Annotated in this window: 16 protein-coding genes and 3 pseudogenes; 14 read left to right on the top strand and 5 right to left on the bottom strand. The window is 60.7% G+C overall.

Going from position 1 to position 18723, the window contains the following annotated elements:
* Positions 1 to 29 precede the first annotated feature (29 nt).
* The 7 genes and pseudogenes from N2599_RS33710 to N2599_RS33680 all read left to right on the top strand — a co-directional run.
* On the top strand, positions 30 to 974 hold the full coding sequence (locus N2599_RS33710; protein ID WP_027511495.1) for an ABC transporter permease: 945 nt from the start codon (positions 30 to 32) through the stop codon (positions 972 to 974).
* Positions 971 to 1888, top strand: coding sequence for an ABC transporter permease (locus tag N2599_RS33705; RefSeq protein ID WP_027511494.1), 918 nt, complete (start codon positions 971 to 973; stop codon positions 1886 to 1888). The genes N2599_RS33710 and N2599_RS33705 overlap by 4 nt, the downstream gene beginning before the upstream one ends.
* On the top strand, positions 1885 to 3585 hold the full coding sequence (locus N2599_RS33700) for a dipeptide ABC transporter ATP-binding protein (RefSeq protein ID WP_027511493.1): 1701 nt from the start codon (positions 1885 to 1887) through the stop codon (positions 3583 to 3585). The genes N2599_RS33705 and N2599_RS33700 overlap by 4 nt, the downstream gene beginning before the upstream one ends.
* Positions 3582 to 4631 carry a putative FMN-dependent luciferase-like monooxygenase gene (locus N2599_RS33695; protein WP_027511492.1) on the top strand — a complete coding sequence of 350 codons (1050 nt, stop codon included), beginning with the start codon at positions 3582 to 3584 and terminating at the stop codon, positions 4629 to 4631. Before N2599_RS33700 ends, N2599_RS33695 begins: the two co-directional genes overlap by 4 nt.
* A 31-nt stretch (positions 4632 to 4662) precedes the next feature.
* Positions 4663 to 5295: a CMD domain protein gene (locus N2599_RS33690; protein WP_027511491.1), complete on the top strand. Its 633-nt coding sequence runs from the start codon at positions 4663 to 4665 to the stop codon at positions 5293 to 5295.
* Between the two features lie 12 nt (positions 5296 to 5307).
* Positions 5308 to 5919 carry an alkylhydroperoxidase domain protein gene (locus N2599_RS33685; RefSeq protein ID WP_027511490.1) on the top strand — a complete coding sequence of 204 codons (612 nt, stop codon included), beginning with the start codon at positions 5308 to 5310 and terminating at the stop codon, positions 5917 to 5919.
* Between the two features lie 13 nt (positions 5920 to 5932).
* Positions 5933 to 6215, top strand: a pseudogene (locus N2599_RS33680) (polyphosphate kinase 2); the annotation flags it as partial.
* 104 nt (positions 6216 to 6319) lie between these two features.
* On the opposite strand, the gene N2599_RS33675 reads toward N2599_RS33680, so the two are convergent.
* The gene (locus N2599_RS33675) at positions 6320 to 6937 is read right to left on the bottom strand and encodes a TetR/AcrR family transcriptional regulator (protein WP_027511489.1); all 618 of its coding nucleotides are present in this window, start codon (positions 6935 to 6937) and stop codon (positions 6320 to 6322) included.
* Positions 6938 to 7061: 124 nt separating this feature from the next.
* Here N2599_RS33675 and N2599_RS33670 point away from each other — a divergent pair, with 124 nt between their 5' ends.
* The 5 genes from N2599_RS33670 (at position 7062) to N2599_RS33650 (ending at position 13599) form a co-directional block, all read left to right on the top strand.
* Complete coding sequence (locus N2599_RS33670; protein WP_027511488.1) at positions 7062 to 8138, top strand: efflux RND transporter periplasmic adaptor subunit; 1077 nt, start codon at positions 7062 to 7064, stop codon at positions 8136 to 8138.
* Positions 8135 to 9220, top strand: a complete 1086-nt coding sequence (locus N2599_RS33665; protein WP_027511487.1) for an efflux RND transporter periplasmic adaptor subunit — start codon at positions 8135 to 8137, stop codon at positions 9218 to 9220. Before N2599_RS33670 ends, N2599_RS33665 begins: the two co-directional genes overlap by 4 nt.
* Positions 9217 to 12288, top strand: a complete 3072-nt coding sequence (locus N2599_RS33660) for an efflux RND transporter permease subunit (protein WP_027511486.1) — start codon at positions 9217 to 9219, stop codon at positions 12286 to 12288. The genes N2599_RS33665 and N2599_RS33660 overlap by 4 nt, the downstream gene beginning before the upstream one ends.
* A 546-nt stretch (positions 12289 to 12834) precedes the next feature.
* Complete coding sequence (locus N2599_RS33655; RefSeq protein ID WP_027511485.1) at positions 12835 to 13173, top strand: DUF2147 domain-containing protein; 339 nt, start codon at positions 12835 to 12837, stop codon at positions 13171 to 13173.
* Between the two features lie 45 nt (positions 13174 to 13218).
* On the top strand, positions 13219 to 13599 hold the full coding sequence (locus tag N2599_RS33650; protein ID WP_084606542.1) for a hypothetical protein: 381 nt from the start codon (positions 13219 to 13221) through the stop codon (positions 13597 to 13599).
* 80 nt (positions 13600 to 13679) lie between these two features.
* On the opposite strand, the gene N2599_RS33645 is transcribed toward N2599_RS33650, so the two are convergent.
* Together N2599_RS33645 and N2599_RS37735 are read right to left on the bottom strand one after the other, a co-directional pair.
* Positions 13680 to 13913, bottom strand: coding sequence for a hypothetical protein (locus N2599_RS33645; protein WP_027511484.1), 234 nt, complete (start codon positions 13911 to 13913; stop codon positions 13680 to 13682).
* A 43-nt stretch (positions 13914 to 13956) separates the two neighbouring features.
* Positions 13957 to 14154: pseudogene (locus N2599_RS37735) on the bottom strand (DUF1254 domain-containing protein); the annotation flags it as partial.
* 177 nt (positions 14155 to 14331) lie between these two features.
* Here N2599_RS37735 and N2599_RS33640 point away from each other — a divergent pair.
* Positions 14332 to 16137: an adenylate cyclase gene (locus tag N2599_RS33640; RefSeq protein ID WP_027511483.1), complete on the top strand. Its 1806-nt coding sequence runs from the start codon at positions 14332 to 14334 to the stop codon at positions 16135 to 16137.
* Between the two features lie 167 nt (positions 16138 to 16304).
* Positions 16305 to 16578, top strand: a pseudogene (locus N2599_RS33635) (DUF2092 domain-containing protein); the annotation flags it as partial.
* A 14-nt stretch (positions 16579 to 16592) separates the two neighbouring features.
* On the opposite strand, the gene N2599_RS33630 reads toward N2599_RS33635, so the two are convergent.
* Complete coding sequence (locus N2599_RS33630; RefSeq protein ID WP_027511481.1) at positions 16593 to 17405, bottom strand: ABC transporter permease; 813 nt, start codon at positions 17403 to 17405, stop codon at positions 16593 to 16595.
* Positions 17405 to 18661 carry an ABC transporter permease gene (locus tag N2599_RS33625; RefSeq protein WP_027511480.1) on the bottom strand — a complete coding sequence of 419 codons (1257 nt, stop codon included), beginning with the start codon at positions 18659 to 18661 and terminating at the stop codon, positions 17405 to 17407. Before N2599_RS33625 ends, N2599_RS33630 begins: the two co-directional genes overlap by 1 nt.
* Between the last annotated feature and the right edge of the window lie 62 nt (positions 18662 to 18723).

The following is an 18723-nucleotide window of genomic DNA, read 5'->3' as shown; positions in this document are numbered from 1 at the left end:
GGGCTGCGCCCGCTGAGACGGAGTTTGCCATGGCAAGATATGTTCTTTCACGCATAGGGCAGGCGCTTCTGGTGCTCTGGGCCGCCTTCACGATTTCCTTCATGCTGCTGCAGGCAATGCCTGGTGACGCGGTGCTGATCAAGTTCCAAAGCCCCGAATATGGCCTCAGCCCGGAACAACTGGCCGACATCCGTGCGGCCTACGCGGCAGACGGGTCGCTGGCGTCACAATATCTCCAAACGATCGGCAATTTCCTGACCGGCAATTTCGGTTACTCGCTGCAGCGCGGTGTCGCCGTCAGCGCGCAGCTTGCCGCCAATCTGCCTTCGACCATCCGACTTGCAGGGTACGGCTTTGCCGCCGCTTTAATCCTCGCCGTCATTCTTGCGATCTTTTCCAACATTTCGGGCTTTGGCCGGCTGCATTCGTTCATCCATTCGATCCCCTCGCTGTTCGTCTCCGTTCCCACCTTCTGGCTCGGCATCATGTTGATCCAGATATTCTCGTTCCGCCTCAAGCTCGTTCCGGTCATCAATCCCGGCCCATGGGAGGGACTGATCCTTCCCGTCCTGACCGTTGCCGTTCCGATTTCCGCGCCGATGGCGCAGATACTGCTTCGGAATGTCGATGAGGTCCTGGCGCGTCCCTTCGTGGCGGTTGTGCGCGCCAAGGGCGCATCGCATTCCTGGGTGTTGTGGCGTCATGTCGCAAAGAATGCATTGCTACCGGTGCTGACGGTCGCCGGTGTGCTTTTCGGCGAACTGCTTGCCGGTGCCGTCGTTACTGAAGCCGTCTTCGGCCTCAACGGGATCGGCGGCCTCGCCGAACAGGCGGTGAATTTCCAGGATGTCGCCGTCTTGCAGGCGATCGTCGTGATATCCGCCGCCGCCTTCGTCACCATAAACCTCGCGATCGACCTGCTCTATCCCGTGCTCGATCCGCGACTGCGAACCAAATTAGGGACCGTGCAATGACCCGTCTCGACAGTGCAGAACGGCACCTCAATATCGACAGTCCCAATCCGGTCGATTGGATCCCTGCAGCGCCCGCGGTCGATGAGGCGTCGCGGATCACCGGAGGGAAAAGGCGCGGCGTCCGCGTCCAGCCGGGCCTTGCGCTTGCTGTTCTGAGCCTGGCTGTTGTGCTTCTATGGGCTGTCGCTCCGGCGCTTTTTACAGTCTATGACCCGATCCAGGGGCTTGGGGGTCAGCAGTTGAAGCCGCCTAGCGCGGCGCACTTGATTGGCACGGATTCACTCGGCCGAGATCTTTATGCGAGGCTCGTCTATGGCTCGGTTCACACGCTTTCCGGCGCACTTGCCGCCGTCGCGATCGGCTTTGCCATCGGCACCGCGCTCGGCCTTCTTGCGGGTTCCTCGGGCGGTTGGGTTGACGGCGTCATCATGCGTCTCATCGATGTGTTGCTCTCGATCCCGGCGCTATTGCTGTCGCTTAGCGTCATCATCCTTCTCGGCTTCGGCACGACAAACGCTGCCATCGCCGTCGGCGTGACGTCGATTGCAAGTTTTGCCCGCATCGTGCGCTCCGAGGTCGTGACGGTGCGCCGCAGCGAATACGTCGAGGCTGCCTTCGGCAGCGGCGGCACCTTCCTGAACGTACTGTGGCGCCACGTCCTTCCGAATTCGTTGACTTCAGTCATCGCGTTTGCGGCGCTGCAGGTCGGATCGGCCATCCTGCAACTTGCGACACTTGGTTTTCTTGGCTACGGCGCGCCACCGCCGACGCCGGAATGGGGCCTGCTGATTGCCGAAGGCCGCAACCATATCGCAACCGCATGGTGGCTGACGGCTGCACCCGGCATCGCCGTGGTGCTCGTCGTGCTCTCGGTAAACCGGATCAGCCAGGCAATCGGAAAGGTGCAGAGATGACGATCCAGCCAGTCAATCGCCCGAACGGCGCGACCCAGCCCTCCGCAGTCCTCGAAGTATCGGGGCTGACAGTGTCCTACAGCGATCGAAACGGAGCGTATACTGCGGTGCGTGGGATCGATTTCCGCGTCGATCCGGGCGAGGTCGTGGCGCTTGTCGGCGAGTCGGGGTCGGGGAAGAGCTCGACGGCGCAGGCAATCATCGGCCTTCTTCCGGAAAACGGTCGCCTCGAGAAAGGCAGCATCCGGCTGAACCGGCAAGAGGTTGCCGGCTGGCCTGAGAAGCGGTTGGACGGCATTCGCGGTTCGGTCGTCAGCCTGATACCGCAGGATCCGGGCAACGCGCTCAATCCGGTCAAGACGATCGGCAAACAGGTGGCGGAGATTTTCGCAATCCACCACGAGGCTTCCGGCCCGGTCGCCTATGCTCAGGCAATCGAACTACTTGGGCGCGTCGGCCTCTATCAGCCGACGTTGCGCGCCCAGCAGTATCCGCACGAGCTCTCCGGCGGCATGAAGCAGCGTGTGCTGATCGCGATCGCAATTGCATTGAGACCCTCGCTGATTATCGCCGACGAGCCGACGAGCGCGCTCGATGTGACGGTCCAAAAGCATATTCTCGATCTCATCGACGACCTGCGCCGTGAATACGGGACGGCGCTACTTTTGGTGACGCACGACCTCGGAGTTGCCGCCGACCGGGCCGACAAGCTGGTCGTGCTGCAGCATGGCCGCATTCAGGAACAAGGCCGTACCGGCGATATCCTGAGGGCGCCGCAAAGTGCATATACGCGACAGCTTCTTGCCGACGCGCCGTCCCTCAATGCCGGTCGACGGCGCGTGCCAGCTGCTGCCGGAGCACCAGCCACAGAGTCGGACGATATCATCGTTGTCGAAAATCTGATTCAGGATTTCGGCCTCGGTGGACAGAATGACCACTTTCGCGCCGTTGACGACGTCTCGTTCCGGGTTCGGCGCGGCACGACGCATGCGCTCGTCGGTGAATCGGGGTCCGGCAAGACAACGACAATCCGCACCGTCGCGGCCTTCCAGAAGCCGACGGCTGGAAAGGTGATCGTCGACGGGCTCGACCTTGCTTCGCTGCGTGGCGAAACGCTCAGGCTGTTCCGCAAGAGGATCCAGCTCGTCTATCAGAACCCGTTCGGTTCACTTGATCCGCGCCAGACCATTGCCCGGATTGTTGAAGAACCGCTGCTGAATTTCGACGCAATTCCGCGCGCTGAGAGGGCCGAGCGGGTCGCAAGCACAATCGACAGGGTCGGGCTCGCGCTCGATATGCTGCAACGCAGGCCTCATGCGCTTTCCGGCGGACAGCGGCAGCGCGTTGCGATCGCCCGGTCGCTGGTTCTTGATCCGCAGATCCTGGTTCTCGACGAGGCGGTTTCTGCACTCGACGTCACCGTGCAAGCGCAGATCCTGGCATTGCTCGACAAACTGCAGCGGGAGCTTGGGCTGACCTATCTTTTCGTCTCCCATGATCTCGCCGTGGTCCGGCAGATCGCTGACACTGTGTCGGTGCTGAAGGATGGCAAGCTCGTCGACAGCGGACCGGTGGAGGATGTCTTCGGTCATCCACAGAGCGCCTACACACGAGAACTGATCGATGCCATTCCCGGAAAGAAATATCCGCCGATCCCCAGGCGGCCGTCATTGACCGATGCAGGAACGAATCCATGACATATCCCGTCCAGCCGAAGCGCCTCGGCTTTTTCAGTCGCGTACTCGACCAGACCGATCCAGCCACCCGCTACCGGCTGGTCGCCGAGCAGATCATCCATGCGGAAAAGTTCGGATTCGATAGCGCCTGGATTGCCCAGCACCACTTCGATGGCGAAGAAGGGGGACTTCCTTCGCCCCTTGTCTTCCTTGCCGAACTTGCGGCCAGAACATCGCGCATCCGGCTCGGAACAGGCGTGATCACGCTTCCGATGGAGAATGCCGTTCGTGTTGCGGAGGACACGGCGGTTCTCGATATCCTTTCGAATGGCCGCCTTGAAATCGGTTTCGGCACGGGCGGAACGCCTGCAGCCTTTCTGCCGTTCGGTCTGCGAAGTGCCGATCGCGCCGCAGTGTACGCAGAGAGCTTGAAAACGGTGCGCGATGCCTGGGCCGGTCGCGAGCTGGAAGGCGGCAACCGCCTCTATCCGGATGCGCCGCACCTGCTCGACCGCATCTGGCAGGCGACCTTTTCCGTTGGCGGCGGCGAGCGTGCCGGGCGCGACGGTGATGGTCTGATGCTCTCGCGTACGCAGCCGCGTCAGCCCGAGGCGCCGCATTCAGAGCTTTGGGAGCTACAGAATCCGATCATCGATACCTATCTCGAAGCGCTTCCCGACGGCCGCGAACCGCGCATTCTCGGCTCCCGCAGTCTCTTTGTCGCCGATGACAGGAAAGAGGCGCTGCATTTTGCCGATCTCGGGCTCAGGCGCAGCGTCGAGCGCTTCATCGCAAGCGGCCATAAAATCACGGGTACGACGACGGAAGACCTCATCAACGCTTTCGACGTACATGTCGGCACACCGGACGACGTGATTGCGTCTCTGAAGGCCGATACCGCGCTCTCGCGGGTGACCGATCTCGTTTTCCAGGTGCATTCGGTCGACCCACCGCATGAGCACATTCTGCGTTCGTTGGAACTGACCGCAACAATCGTGGCGCCTGCGCTTGGCTGGATGCGCCAAGCACCGCTTCACCAGGAACGGCGGCTTGCAGCCACCGCCTGACATTTCGGCTATCCAGGAAAGGGTAACGACCATGACCTCCTCGACACCTGACGTCATCGATCTTCTGGCCGGCATCCACACCGGATCCTTCGTCGATCGCATTCGCGCGGAACGGCCGGAAACCCGCGCAAATGCGCAGAAGAGCTATCTCGCACTTTTCGAACCGGTACAGGAAGTAGACTTCTTGCGGGTGGAACGGCTTGCCGTTGCGGCCTTCGTTGCCGGATTGCACGATGCAAGAGCGGTGGCGGAATTCTACACGGCCGGCATCATTGAGACGACGGGCGGCGCTTCTCTTGCCGCGGCCGTCAGAGCAGAGGTCGAGAAGGGGCGCACACATGGCCCCTACGGCAAGTATCTCGCGGGACCCCTGTCGGTTGAAGACAAGTCGGGCCTGATCTTCGAGGTTTCCGATTTCGGCCGTGTCGCTCTCGGGACCAGGCTTTCCGCCGCGTTGGACCACAGCCACTTGCTCGTCTTCCGGCCACGAGAGGCCTCTCCGGCTGCCTTGCAGAAACTGCTGGATGCCGGATGGAACACGACGGCGATCGTCACGCTCTCGCAGATCGTCGCCTTCCTTGCATTCCAGATCCGCGTGGTCAGAGGGCTTTCGGCGCTGTCCAAGGCGGGCGAGGGGACACTTGCTTCAGCAGCAGCCGAATAAGGTGAAGATGACATGACGGAGACTGCAATCCATCCTGAGTTCGAAAACCGCCCCACCGCCTTCACACAGGCCGAGATCGGCTGGACACCCTGGCTGGCGCCTCTCGCAGAAGCGGAACTGACCGACCGGCATTGGGCCGGGCTTGTCGATCCATCGCGCGCCAGGTCGGCTTACTTCATGCTGCTTGCACGCGATCCGGAGATTCTAGAGGCTCGCACGAAGACCGACAAGGACATCTTCTACAACACGACGGCCGGTCTGCCGCGTGCCGATAGGGAGCTCACGGCAACGGCTGCGTCGCGGGTGAACGGCTGCATTTTCTGCGCCTCGGTCCATTCCCGTTTCGCGTCGCATTATTCCAAGCGTACCAGCGATGTTCAGCGCCTCCTCGACCAAGGAACGCATACCGACCTCGGCAGCCGCAGGTGGAATGCAATCGTTGAGGCCTCGGTAGCTTTGACGGCGACACCATCTGCCTTCGACGAAGAAGAAGTCACCCGGCTGCGGTCCGAAGGCCTGAACGATCTGGAAATTGCCGACACGATCCATGGTGCCGCCTTCTTCAATTGGGCCAATCGGTTGATGCTCTCGCTCGGCGAGCCAACACCTGCGGCTGCATTCTGATCGTGCTGTACCGATCCACGATCCCCTGAAGCAGTGGAAGCTGTCGCCGATGGACCTGCAATCGCGCGTACGCTGGGAAGCCCTAGACCGAGGCCAAGGAAAACCTTCGCCTGCACGAACATCCGTGAGGCGCCCTGGTACATCGTCGAGGCAATCAACTGCATCGATCACCTGCTCACGCGGATTCCTACGAAGACGTACCGCACGACGACATCACGTTTCCCGAGCGGGTGTTCAATCCCGATTACGAACGCAAGGTCCTTCCGCCGGAGCTCTATGCGCCGTCGAAATACTGACGCTGCTCCTGGCCGCGTTGGAAGCGTCAACCAAGACTGTCCTGAGTGCTGAAATGAGACCCAATCGCAGCTGCCTACCCTTTAATTTTGGGCACATGAAGCAGTCAAGGTATCAAACCGTGCAAAATCAGATCGACATGTGCTTCCAGGTAAGTCGTCTTATCCAAAATTCGTCGGTCACCAAAGATGAGCTTGAAGACCAGCATGGCGATAGCAGGAGCCGCTACCGCGTCAGCGAATGCGGCTGGCGCCGGCCGGAACTCCCCGTGTTTCACGCCCTCATCGATGAGGGCCTGCAAATGCGCGTTGAGCGGGTCGATGAACTCTTGGTGGTGCCGGTCAACGACTTGGGGAAAGCGTGATCCTTCCGCGATGACGAACCTCATCAACTCCCGCAGTCTGCGGTTCTCGACAAGGCGGTCGTAGACTAGCGCTATAAACCCTTCGAGTCGCTCCGCACAGGTTCCGGTCAGTTCGTGGGCGCTAGCCAAGAGATCTTCGAAGGGCACCGAGATGTGCCGGATCATCGCTTCAAAAAGCTGCTCTTTGGTTTCGAAATAGACATAGATCGTCCCCTTCGTTACCCCAACCCTTTCGGCAATATCCTCGACGCGTGTCGCCACGTAGCCGCGCTCCACGAACTCTTCAAAGGCCGCATCGAGAATCTGTGCAGGGCGGCGAGCTTTCTGCTCCGCACGCGTCAGTTTCTTCGTATCAGGCATGTCTCACCTTGAGCGCTCCTTATCATTCCGTGGCTCGGCGCCAGGACAATTTCTTGCCGAGTTCTATTGACTAATAGGTCAGTCAATAATATCGAATGCGCCAACTGATGCAAGAGGTCAATTCATGAGAACTATCCTTGTTGCCGCCTTGCTGGCCATGGGCGCAGTCGCGCTTTCGTCGTGCGAGAAGCAGGCCACGAATGAGGTGAAGTCCAAGAGGGTCGAGACCGTCGTGGTGAAGACCGCGCCTGTCGCAGAAGTCAACTTCATTACCGGCGAGATAAGCGCTCGCGTGCAGAGTGACCTGTCCTTCAGGGTCAGTGGACGGATCGTCGAGCGTCTGGTCGATGTCGGTGCGCCCGTAAAGGCAGGGCAGGTGCTTGCGCGCATCGACGCTCAAGAGCAGAGGGCCGATCTGGATGTCGCCACGGCGAACCTGCAATCAGTCCAAGCCCAGCAGACACAAGCCCAGCTGGCATTCGACCGGCAGCGGAATCTTTTCAAGGCGCAAGTCACGACCCGCGCAGCACTTGATCAAGCCCAGGAGGCGCTGCTGACTGCCCAAGGAAGCGTCGAATCGGCGCAAGCCCAGCTCGACACAGCGCGAGACGCTTTCTCGTACACGGAATTGCGCGCCGATGCCGACGGCGTGATCACGGCGCGAAACGCCGAGATCGGCCAGGTCGCGCAGGCCGCGCAACGGATCTTCACGCTTGCCCATGAAGGACCGCGTGACGCGGTCTTCAACGTCTTTGAATCCCTCTATCTCGGACGAAAGCTTGAGAACAATGTCACGGTCGGCCTGCTTTCGAGTTCATCCCAGAAAATAGATGCGGCCGTACGCGAAATCTCGCCGACCATCGATGCGTCGACGGGAACAATCAGGGTGAAGGTGGGTCTCGAAGGGGCGCCGAACATGCAGCTTGGCGCTCCGGTCGTCGGCTCCTTCCGTTCCATCGCACAGGACACAATCGAATTGCCGTGGTCGGCAATGACCTCGAAGGATGGCCATCCGGCCGTCTGGATCGTGGACCCGTCGTCGTCCAGCGTGTCCATCCGGCCGGTCGATGTTTCCAGCTATGGGACCGGCCGGTTCGCCGTGCGCGCGGGCGTGTCGCCAGGTGAAATCGTCGTATCCGATGGTACCAAATTCCTACGGCCCAACGAGGTCGTCTCATATGACAAGGAAGCCGCGAAATGAGTATCCGAGTGACACCCGGCCTGCTGCTCCTTGGGCCGTTGCTGCTGTCGTCTTGCCAGAAGCAGGATGAAGCGCGTGAGGAGCCGCCCCGCCCCGTTCTTTCCGTTGTCGCCAAATCAACAGCCGCTTTGTCCCTGAGCCTGCCAGGCACGGTCGAGGCCAAGATCGAGACCGAGCTCGGATTTCGCGTCCTCGGGCGGGTGATAGCCCGCAAGGTCAGCGTCGGCGACATCGTCAAGAAAGGTGACGTCGTTGCCGCCATTGATCCGCTGGCTCTGGAGCTTGCGCTCAGAAGCGCGCAGTCCGAGCTCTCCAATGCGCAGGCGCAACTGACAAATGCCGTCTCCACGGAAGAGCGCCAGCGGAGTTTGACTGAAACGAGATCCGGAAGCGAGGCCGCTTTCGAAGAGGCTCAACTGGGACAGCGGAGTGCGGTTGCTGCCGTTGCAAAAGCGCAGGCCAATCTGGACAAGGCCAAAGAACAACTAAGCTACGCGCAGCTTCGCGCAGAATTCGATGGCGTTGTGACGGCCACCTCTGCGGAGGTGGGCCAAGTTGTCGCCGCAGGCCAGAGCATCGCCACCATTGCCCGCCCCGATCAGCGGGATGCGGTCATCGATATACCGGATGCGAGCTTCGACGGCCTCAAAGTGGGGTCACCCTTTGAGGTCTCCCTCCAGTTAGACCCAACCATTCGCGCGAGCGGCGTCGTGAGAGAAATCGCACCCGAAGCCGAGACGACGACCCGTACCCGCCGCACGAGAATAACGCTCGTCAATCCGCCCGCGGCGTTTCGCTTGGGCTCGGTCGTGACGGCTACTGCGACCATCGTGGCCCAACCACTGATCCTGCTGCCATCGTCCGCGGTGCTGATGAAAGACGGGAAACCGAACGTCTGGGTCGTCGATACCGCAGCCAGCAAGGTCTCCATTCGGGCGATCGCGATGGACGGAGATATTGCCGAGGGAGGCGCCGTTCGCATCGCTGAGGGAGTCAATCCGGGCGAACGCATCGTCGTCGCTGGTGTTCACAAGCTTACTGACGGCCAGGCTGTCAGGGTGGATCAAGGGGAAAACCCGTGAAAAAATTCAATCTTTCCGACTGGGCGCTCGAGCACCGTTCGCTCGTCTGGTACTTCATGATCGTCTTCATTCTTGCCGGCGCGTTTTCCTACATCGGTCTCGGTCGTGAAGAAGACCCGGCGTTTACCATCAAGACTATGATCATCCAAGCGCAATGGCCTGGTGCATCCGCCGAGGAAGTGACCAAGCAGGTCACCGACCGCATCGAGAAGAAGCTCGAAGAGCTGGAGTCGCTTGACTACACCCGCAGTCAGACGGTTGCCGGCAGGACAACGATTTTCGTTGAACTCTTGCCGACCACGAAGGCCAGGGATGTCAACCCAACCTGGGTGCGCGTCCGCAACATGATCGACGACATCAAGGGAGATTTCCCGAGCGGCGTCGTGGGGCCGTTTTTCAACGACCGCTTCGGCGACGTTTTCGGCAATATCTACGCCTTCACCAGCGACGGGCTCACGCAGCGCCAGCTTCGCGACCTTGTCGAGGACGCCCGCGCAAAAGTCTTGACCGTTCAAAATGTCGGTAAGGTGGACATTATCGGTGCGCAAGACGAAGCGATCTATCTTGAATTTTCGACCCGAAAGATTGCGGCCCTTGGTATCGACCAGCAATCGGTTATCGAGACGCTGGAGGCGCAGAACGCCGTCACTCAGTCGGGCTTCGTTGACGCCGGCCCCGAGCGTATCGCTTTGCGTGTGGGCGGTCAGTTTACGTCGGAGGAAAGCCTCAGGTCGATCAATCTGCGTGTCAACGACCGGTTCTTTCCGCTGACCGATGTTGCCACAATTAAACGCGGCTATATTGATCCTCCGTCGTCGCTGTTCAGGTATAACGGTCAGCCCGCAATCGGTCTCGCCATTGGCATGAAGACCGGCGCAAATCTGCTGGAATTCGGCAAGGCACTCGACCAGCAGATGGATCGCGTCGTGACCGATCTGCCGATCGGTGTGGATGTTCAACGCGTTTCCGATCAGCCGCAAGTCGTGGACGAAGCAGTGTCGGGCTTCACGCGCGCCCTGTTCGAGGCGATTGTCATTGTTCTTGCGATCAGTTTTATCAGCCTGGGCGTTCGCGCGGGTCTGGTTGTCGCGATCTCGATCCCGCTTGTGCTGGCGATCACGTTCCTCGTAATGGCCTATTCGGGCATTTCGCTGCAGCGTATTTCGCTCGGCGCGCTGATCATTGCGCTTGGCCTTCTCGTTGACGATGCGATGATTGCCGTCGAGATGATGGTCGCCCGGCTGGAGGCAGGAGACGATCTGAAAAAAGCTGCAACACATGTCTACACGTCTACGGCCTTCCCGATGCTCACGGGCACGCTCGTAACGGTCGCCGGCTTCATTCCCATAGGCTTGAACAACAGTGCCGCGGGCGAATTCACCTTCACGCTTTTCGTGGTGATTGCCGTCTCGCTCGTAGTTTCGTGGATCGTCGCTGTGTTGTTCACGCCACTTTTGGGCGTGAGCATCCTTCCGAAGACAATGAAGTCGCATCATGATCAGAAAGGCCGGCTGGCGAGAGCTTTTTCCTGGCTATTGACCCTTTCCATGCGGTGGCGCTGGATCACGATCGGCGCGACAGTCGTGGCCTTCGCGCTCTCCATCGGTGGAATGAGCCTGGTGCAGCAACAGTTCTTCCCGTCCTCGGACAGACCCGAACTGATCGTCGATTGGAATCTGCCGCACAACAGTTCGATCTCCGAGACGAACAGGCAGATGGCCAAGTTCGAGCAGGAGATGCTCGCGAACAACAAAGATATCGAGCACTGGACGAGTTATGTCGGACAAGGTGCTCCCCGCTTCATCCTGTCCTTTGATGTTCAGACGCCCGACGTGTCTTTCGGGCAGACCATTATCGTGACCAAGGGGCTTGATGTTCGCGACAAGGTCAAAAGCGAACTGCAGGATTATCTGACGAAAACCTTCCCCGGAACCGATGCGTTCGTAAAGCTCCTCGACATCGGGCCTCCGGTCGGCAAGCCTGTGCAATATCGCATTAGCGGGCCGGATATCCAGAAGGTTCGGGATATCGCGCAGCAATTTGCCGGCATCGTCGGCGAGCATCCGCTACTCTCCAACATGACCTTTGACTGGAATGAGCCGTCTCGTGTCGTGAAGGTCGATGTTCTGCAGGACAAAGCGCGGCAACTGGGCGTCTCGTCGCAAGACATTGCAACAACCCTTAACGGGATCGTGGAGGGATCGTCGGCCACGCAGATCAGGGACAACATCTATCTCATCGATGTGATCGGCAGGGCCCAAACCTCGGAGCGCGGCTCCATCGAGACACTGCAGAACCTTCAGCTGCCTGGCTCAAATGGCAAATCGGTACCGCTCTCGGCGGTTGCCAATTTCCGCTACGAGCTGGAGCAGCCGACGATCTGGCGTCGCACGCGCACGCCGACAATCACCATCAAGGCTGCCGTCGTCGGGCCGACACAGCCCGCGACCATCGTCAGCGAACTACAACCCAAAGTCGACGCGTTCCGCAAGGGCCTTCCAGCCGGCTACAGCATCGCCAACGGTGGTTCCGTCGAGGAAAGCGCAAAGGCGCAAGGGCCGATCGCTGCGGTCGCGCCGCTGATGCTATTTGCCATGGCGACGATCCTCATGATCCAGTTGCAAAGCTTCAGCAGGCTGTTCCTGGTGTTCGCAGTGGCTCCGACGGCGCTTATCGGTGTGGTTGTAGCGTTGCTCTTCAGTAACGCGCCTATGGGATTTGTCGCAATCCTTGGTGTGCTTGCGCTGATAGGGATTCTGATCCGGAACTCTGTCATCCTGGTCGTGCAGATCGAACAGCTTCGGAGCGAAGGCGTAGCGCCATGGCGCGCCGTCGTCGAGGCGACTGAGCACCGGATGCGTCCGATCATGCTGACGGCGGCCGCCGCGACTCTCGCACTCATTCCAATCTCCCGGGAAGTCTTCTGGGGTCCCATGGCCTATGCCATGATGGGGGGCATCGTTGTCGGTACCGCACTGACGCTTCTTTTCCTTCCGGCACTCTATGTGGCGTGGTTCCGGATACCGAAGGAGGAGAATCTGGAGCAGCGGCAACCCGCACATCCCTAGCATTCGGGGCCACCCGTTTGCGGCCGCCCTCACTTGCGGACGGGTCTCGATGGAGCCTCAAGAGCTGCGCCCGCCCATCGGCGGATCCGGAAGTTACAAGTCGTTGTGGTTTCACGCCTCAGTCGGAAAAGGATTTTAGTGATCAGTTGGAGACGATGATGCTGGCAGACTGGCATCGATCGCAAGACGGTGTACAAATCTATCGAGCGGAGGCTGGAAGCAGTTGCGTCTCGATCAGGAGGCCAAGGAGCTCATCAAAGAATGCCGACCAAGTTCGAAGTTGCCTCCCCAATACCCTTTACCGCATGACGGACTTGCCGTCGGCATCGCATGATGCCCCAACGTTTCGGTTTTGGGGCGTAAGTTACAGTAACACCGAGTTAGCGCCTTTCGGCGCGACGCCTTTTCCCGATGCGAGACACACCGCCCTAACCTCCCCACACAGAGCATACGAGATGTTACGGGTGTCCGACGCCGAGCGCGCGTAGGCTCACGACGTCACGTCAAAACGCCGACCCCTTGCGGTCGGCAACCGAAGGAGCTCCTATGAAACGCATCATCTTCATTGCCGCCGCACTCGCGATCACCACCACCGTCGCCCATGCCGGAGACCCGATCATCGGCAACTGGAAGACTGAGCTCGGCGACACCGCCGCCATCGCTCCATGTGGCGCCGGCTACTGCATCACGTTGAAATCGGGCAAGCACGCGGGCAAGCAGATCGGCACTTTCAGCGGCAAGGATGGCAGCTATTCAGGCAAGATCACCGATCCCGATGCCAACAAGACGTACGACGGCTCGCTGACAGTCTCCGGCAGTGCGTTGAAGATGAAAGGCTGCGTCCTCAAGGTCGTCTGCGAATCGCAGACCTGGCCCCGTCTCTAAGGGAACCAACCTCACCCCCCTCTCGCACGAAACGAGGACAAGCAGATGAAACCTCTGTTACTCATGCTGAACGTTGCAACCGTCGTCGTAACCCTCGTCCTCGCGGTCGCACCGGTCTTGTCGGCGATTCCCGCCGAGGCCCGCCAGGCTGCCGCAGCCTGTGGCCGCCATGGTTGCGCGGCTGCCGCATGCGGCCCCCGAGGATGCGCTGCCGCTGCCGCCACCCGTCGGCCACGTGGTGTCGTGGTCCTCAGTCCAAACCGTTACTGGAGGCCTGGTGGAGCGATCGCAGCGGGTGCTGCCGTAGGCTTCCTCGCAGGCGCAGCCGCAGCGTCCGTCGCGGGGTCACCGCCGCAGTCAGGCTATTGCTGGTACTATACGAATAGTGCCCGCACGACAGGTTTCTGGGATGTCTGCCCGAACTGACCCAAAGGTCTCCGCTGCCCGAACCGGGGGTATGATAAGAGGTCCGCACGTCGCCGCGGACGTCTTATATTGTTTCAGCCTCAGGGAACCAGTTCGATCTCGCTTAACCGCCATTCCTTCGTGAAGAACGGCTCGAGCGGCCTGGTAAAGGCGCAGGAGCGTGAACCCGCCCTGCCTGGCATCTTCTGAATCCAGTTGCCGCGTTTCACGCCCTCCGGCTGCTCCGGACCGAAATAGATCGTCGTAGAGTCGTCCGCGTCGGCCGCGGCGGCGGGCGATGGGCAGGTTTGGCTGCCGGCACGCGGGTATCGCAACAACCTTGCGACGGAGAGGCGGACGAAACCCGCTTCTTCTATGCTGAATTATCTCGACGTTCGGCATGTCGTCGGGAATGAGGGCGGATAAGCGCGAGCGTGAACGGCGCCGTCAATTGGAAGACCTTCTTGATCCTTATCGGCGTTTCACCTTTCCAATCGGGGCCGACCACCAGTCGCCCGCCTCGGTCCCCGTGGCGCACGTGCCGATATAGCCGAAATTGTGGGTGTTGCCGTCGACCCACATGCCCCGATACACGTACCCACCACTGCGGTAGTGAATCGGATCAGCTCAACAATAACGTTCATGAAGGCTTGCTATGTTTCTGGACGGGGCCGCCTTGGTGGCGTAGGTTACACCGGGCACGCTAACTAAATCTGTGATTGCTGCGCCTGAGGGTGTGAGGGGGAGCGAGTTATGGACACCTCTGTGACAGACGCGTCCGGGGACGCGGAGCCGTTACCATGTCCGGACGAGATTCGCGCGCAACTCGCACGCATTATTTCCAGTCCGGAGTTTCCGAAAGCCGGGCGTGGCGCAGCGTTTCTAACCTTCGTTGTCGAGGAGGCACTGTCTGGCCGCGCACAGCGCCTGAAGGGCTATACCGTCGCGGTCGAGGTGTTCAAGCGCAGCGATGGCTTCACCCAGGACGATCCTGTCGTCCGCATCGAAGCGGGGCGCCTGCGGCGCACCCTCGAGCGCTACTATCTCGTCGCCGGACAGCGCGATCCCATCAAGATCGACATCCCAAAAGGCGGTTATGCTCCGTCTTTCGCATGGAACGATGCGGCGATCACGGACCGCAAGGAAGCCGCAGTCGAGAACCCCGGCAAGCGCCCTGGCCAAGGCTGGCTGCGGCCCCGGTTGCCGATCCTTGCTGGTCTCGTCGGTGTCGTCTGCACGGCGGCGCTCACGTATTGGGCAACCGACCGTTTCGTCGCCGGCGCGAGACAGTCCAACGTCACCGAGGCGCCTGACGAACCGACCCTGGTGATCGCACCCTTCGCCAATCTCGGTGATGGTCCGCAGGCCGAGCTATATACCGTGGGATTGACCGAGGAGTTGCTGACCGCACTGCCCCGGTTCAAGGAGATCAGAGTGTTCGGGCGCGAGACGTCGAAATCGCTGCCACCGGAAGTGCAGGCGTCGGAAGTGCGTGGGGGGCTCGGCGCTCGCTATCTGCTCGCTGGCGGCGTCAGGGTGTCAGGCCCGAGGGTTCGGGTGACTGCTCGGCTTGTCGACACATCGGACGGTGCGATCCTCTGGTCGCAGAACTACGATGACGATCTGACCACGCGAGAGCTGTTCACCATCCAGTCCGACGTCGCAAGCAAGGTCGCCACGGCCGTCGCCCAGCCTTACGGCATCATTGCGCAGGCCGTGACGGCCAATCCTCCCCCGGACGACCTTGGCGTCTACGACTGCACCCTTCGCTTCTACGCCTACCGCGCAGAACTCAGTCCGGAAACGCATCTGACGGCACGTGCTTGCCTGGAAAGCGCCGTCGCACGCTACCCGACCTATGCGACGGCATGGGCCATGCTGTCTATCGCCTATCTCGATGAAGACCGCTTCAGGTACAACCTGAAGCCTGGCCAGCCAGCGCCGATGGAACGGGCGCTGAGCGCTGCCCGTCGCGCGATCGACATCGAACCGCGTAACACGCGCGCGCTTCAATCTCTGATGATTGCCTTGTTCTTCAACCAGCAACTGACCGAAGCGCTCGAGGTCGGCGACGAGGCACTGGCGACCAATCCCAACGACACGGAACTGCTGGCAGAGTTCGGGACGCGGGTTGCCATGTGCGGGCAGTGGAGGCGGGGGGCGGATTTGCTTGATCGGGCGCTTGCACTGAACCCTGGTGGGGCCGGTTACTACAACGGGACACGCGCGCTTGCCGCCTATATGCTCAACGATCACGAAAAGGCGGTGAGCCTAATCCGGAAAGCCGACCTGCAGAAGTTCCCTCTGTTTCATGCCGTTGCAGCCGCAATCTATGCCGAGGCCGGCCTGATCGACGATGCGAAGCGCGAGGGAGAGGTCTTCATGACGATGCGTCCTGAGTACATCCGCGACGTCATCGAAGAGAACAGGAAGCGCAACATCCAGCCGAAGGACAATATCCGCATGATCGCCTCGCTTCGCAAGGCTGGCCTGCCCGTGCCGGGTGCAGTGGACGTCGAAGCCAGGCTCCTGGCGTCCCCCGCGTCAAACGGCTTCTGAGCCCTTTGGCCGCCTCGCCGTATGGACGGATTCCACGGGTTCCACTGCCCAGTGTATACCAGATGCTACGGCGTTTCGCTCTATCTGCTCGTAGAGTTTCGCCGATGACAGTCGTCAGTCGGCGATTGCCGCATGCCACGCAACGAGAGGCATAGGCCGGAGAAGAGGTGGCCAAGATCCTGCTCAAGGCGATGTCCGACTATCTCGCCTCGCAGCAGGCGATTTCATTTGCCCTATGACACCAATCTCGAAGTCGTCACCAAGGATCACCGGAAGCTGCTGCTGGCCGGTTCCGGCAAGATCGAGTTGGGACGGCCGGATAAGTTGCGTGCGACACGAATGGGCGGCTTCGCCAAAGTCGAGATGGTCTTCGACGGCGAGACCGTGGCGCTGTTCGGCAAGGACGCTAATCTCTACACGCAGGTCGAGGTCCCCGGCACAGGTTTTTCTGTTGCTCACATCAGCTTTTGCCGTTCCGCCCTGCGCTGCAGCCACTGGATGGTGGCGAGGAACAGTGTCGAAAACAGGATCAGCAGCGTCGCAACGGCAGCAATGGTGGGGCTGAGAGTCTCGCGCACGCCGCTCCACATCTGACGGGGGAGGGTGCGTTCCTCGGAGCCGGCGATGAAGAGCGCAATCACCACCTCATCGAAGGACGTGACGAAGGCAAACAGTGCCCCTGACACGACACCCGGCGCGATGATCGGCAGCATGATGCGCAGCACCGCTTCAACCGGCGTCGCGCCGAGGCTCGCGGCGGCGCGCATCAGATTGTGATCGAAACTGGCGAGCGTTGCCGTCACGGTGATGACGACAAAGGGTGCTCCGATTGCGGTATGGGCAAAGACCAAACCGGTCAGGCTGTTAAGTAGACCGACCGCAGCAAAGGCATAGTAGATGCCGACCGCCGAGACGATGACGGGAACGATCATCGGCGAAATCAGGATGGCGGTCAGCGTCGCGCGAAAGGGGCAGTCCGGCCGGCTGAGGCCAATGGCCGCCAGCGTGCCGAGCGCGGTTGACAACAGCGTCGCGCAGACAGCGACGATGATGCTGTTTTTCAGGGCCAGTTGCCACACGTCGGAGGAAAAGAACTCCTCGTACCAGCGCAGCGACAGGCCGGGCATCGGATAGGTGAAGAAGGGTTCCGCGTTGAAGGACAACGGCACGATCGCGATGATCGGTGCGATCAGGAAGAGGACCACGGCACCGCCGGCAAGCCAAAGCAATACCGGGAAGAGGCGGGTGAAAGAGAGCGAGTGGTTCATCAGCCTATCCTCAGACGGTCGATACCGACGACGCGGTTGTAGATGGCGTAAAGGATGAGCACCGCGACGAGGAGAATGGCGCTGAGTGCTGCGGCCATGCCCCAATTGGTCACCTGGTTGGAGTAGTAGGCGATGTAATAGCTGACCATCTGGTCGCGCGGGCCGCCGACGAGCGCCGGGGTGATGTAATAGCCGAGCGCCAGGATGAAGACGAGCAACCCGCCGGCGCTGACGCCCGGCATGCTCATCGGCAGATAAATCCGCCAGAAGGCCGATAGTGGCGGCGCACCGAGCGATGAGGCAGCGCGCAGATAGACCGGCGGAATGCTTTTCATGACACTGTAGATCGGCAGCACCATGAAAGGCAGGAGGATATGGGTCATAGCGATCAGCACGCCGATGCGGTTGTAGATCAGCTCCAGCGGCTGCGATGGATTGATGATGCCGAGCCAGGCAAGAGCGGAGTTGACCACGCCGCGGCTCTGCAGCAGCACGACCCAGGCGCTGGTGCGCACCAAAAGGGACGTCCAGAAGGGCAGGAGCACGAGGATCAACAGAGTATTGGCGACAGCCCCTTTCGAGCGGGCGATCAGCGCTGCCAGCGGATAGCCGAGCAGCAGGCAGAGCAATGTCACGGAGGCGCTGACGGCGAAGGTGCGCAGGAGCACGTCGACATGCACGGCGTTTTCGGGGGCGATACCGGCAATCGCGCCGGCCTCGTTGCGGCTCATGTCGAGGGCTGCGAGCAGGTAGAAATCGGTCAGCTCCGGAATCGCCTGCTTCAAGATCAGCCAGTAGCGTGGTGTGCCCCATTGCTCATCGATGGCGATGAAGGCGTCCTTGTAGGGCGCCTCGGCATTGCGGATCGTACGTGCCGTCTTCAGCAGCATCGAGCGCATGCCGGTTTCGTAATAGTTGAGTCGTTTGGCGACCTCGGCCACATCGTCGCGCGGCGATGCCTTCAGGTCGGCGGCGAAGGCGGCATAGATCGTCTCGTCAGGTACGGCCTCGAGATTCCAGGAGGCAAGTGCGGCTACGGTGCTCGGCAGCGTCCGCGCCACGTCGCTGTTGTCGACGCTTCGCGTCAGAAGCATGCCGATCGGCAGGACAAAGATCGTCAGCAAAAAAAGCATCAGCGGTGCGACCAACAGCAGCGCTCTCAGTTGGCCCTTGCGCCGCAGACCACGCAGCCGGCGGGTGAGGGTGGCCGTGTCGACTGCATTCCGGACGACTTCATCTGTGAGCGTGATCGCCATGGCAAGCGCCTTCATTTGTGAAGAAGAAGGCGGGCAGGCCCGGGAGGAGAGGCCTGCCCGAA

The organism is Rhizobium sullae (genome assembly GCF_025200715.1).
Taxonomy (GTDB): domain Bacteria; phylum Pseudomonadota; class Alphaproteobacteria; order Rhizobiales; family Rhizobiaceae; genus Rhizobium; species Rhizobium sullae.
The sequence above is the reverse complement of the archived record's forward strand: the minus strand, read 5'-3'. Positions and strand labels throughout refer to the sequence as shown.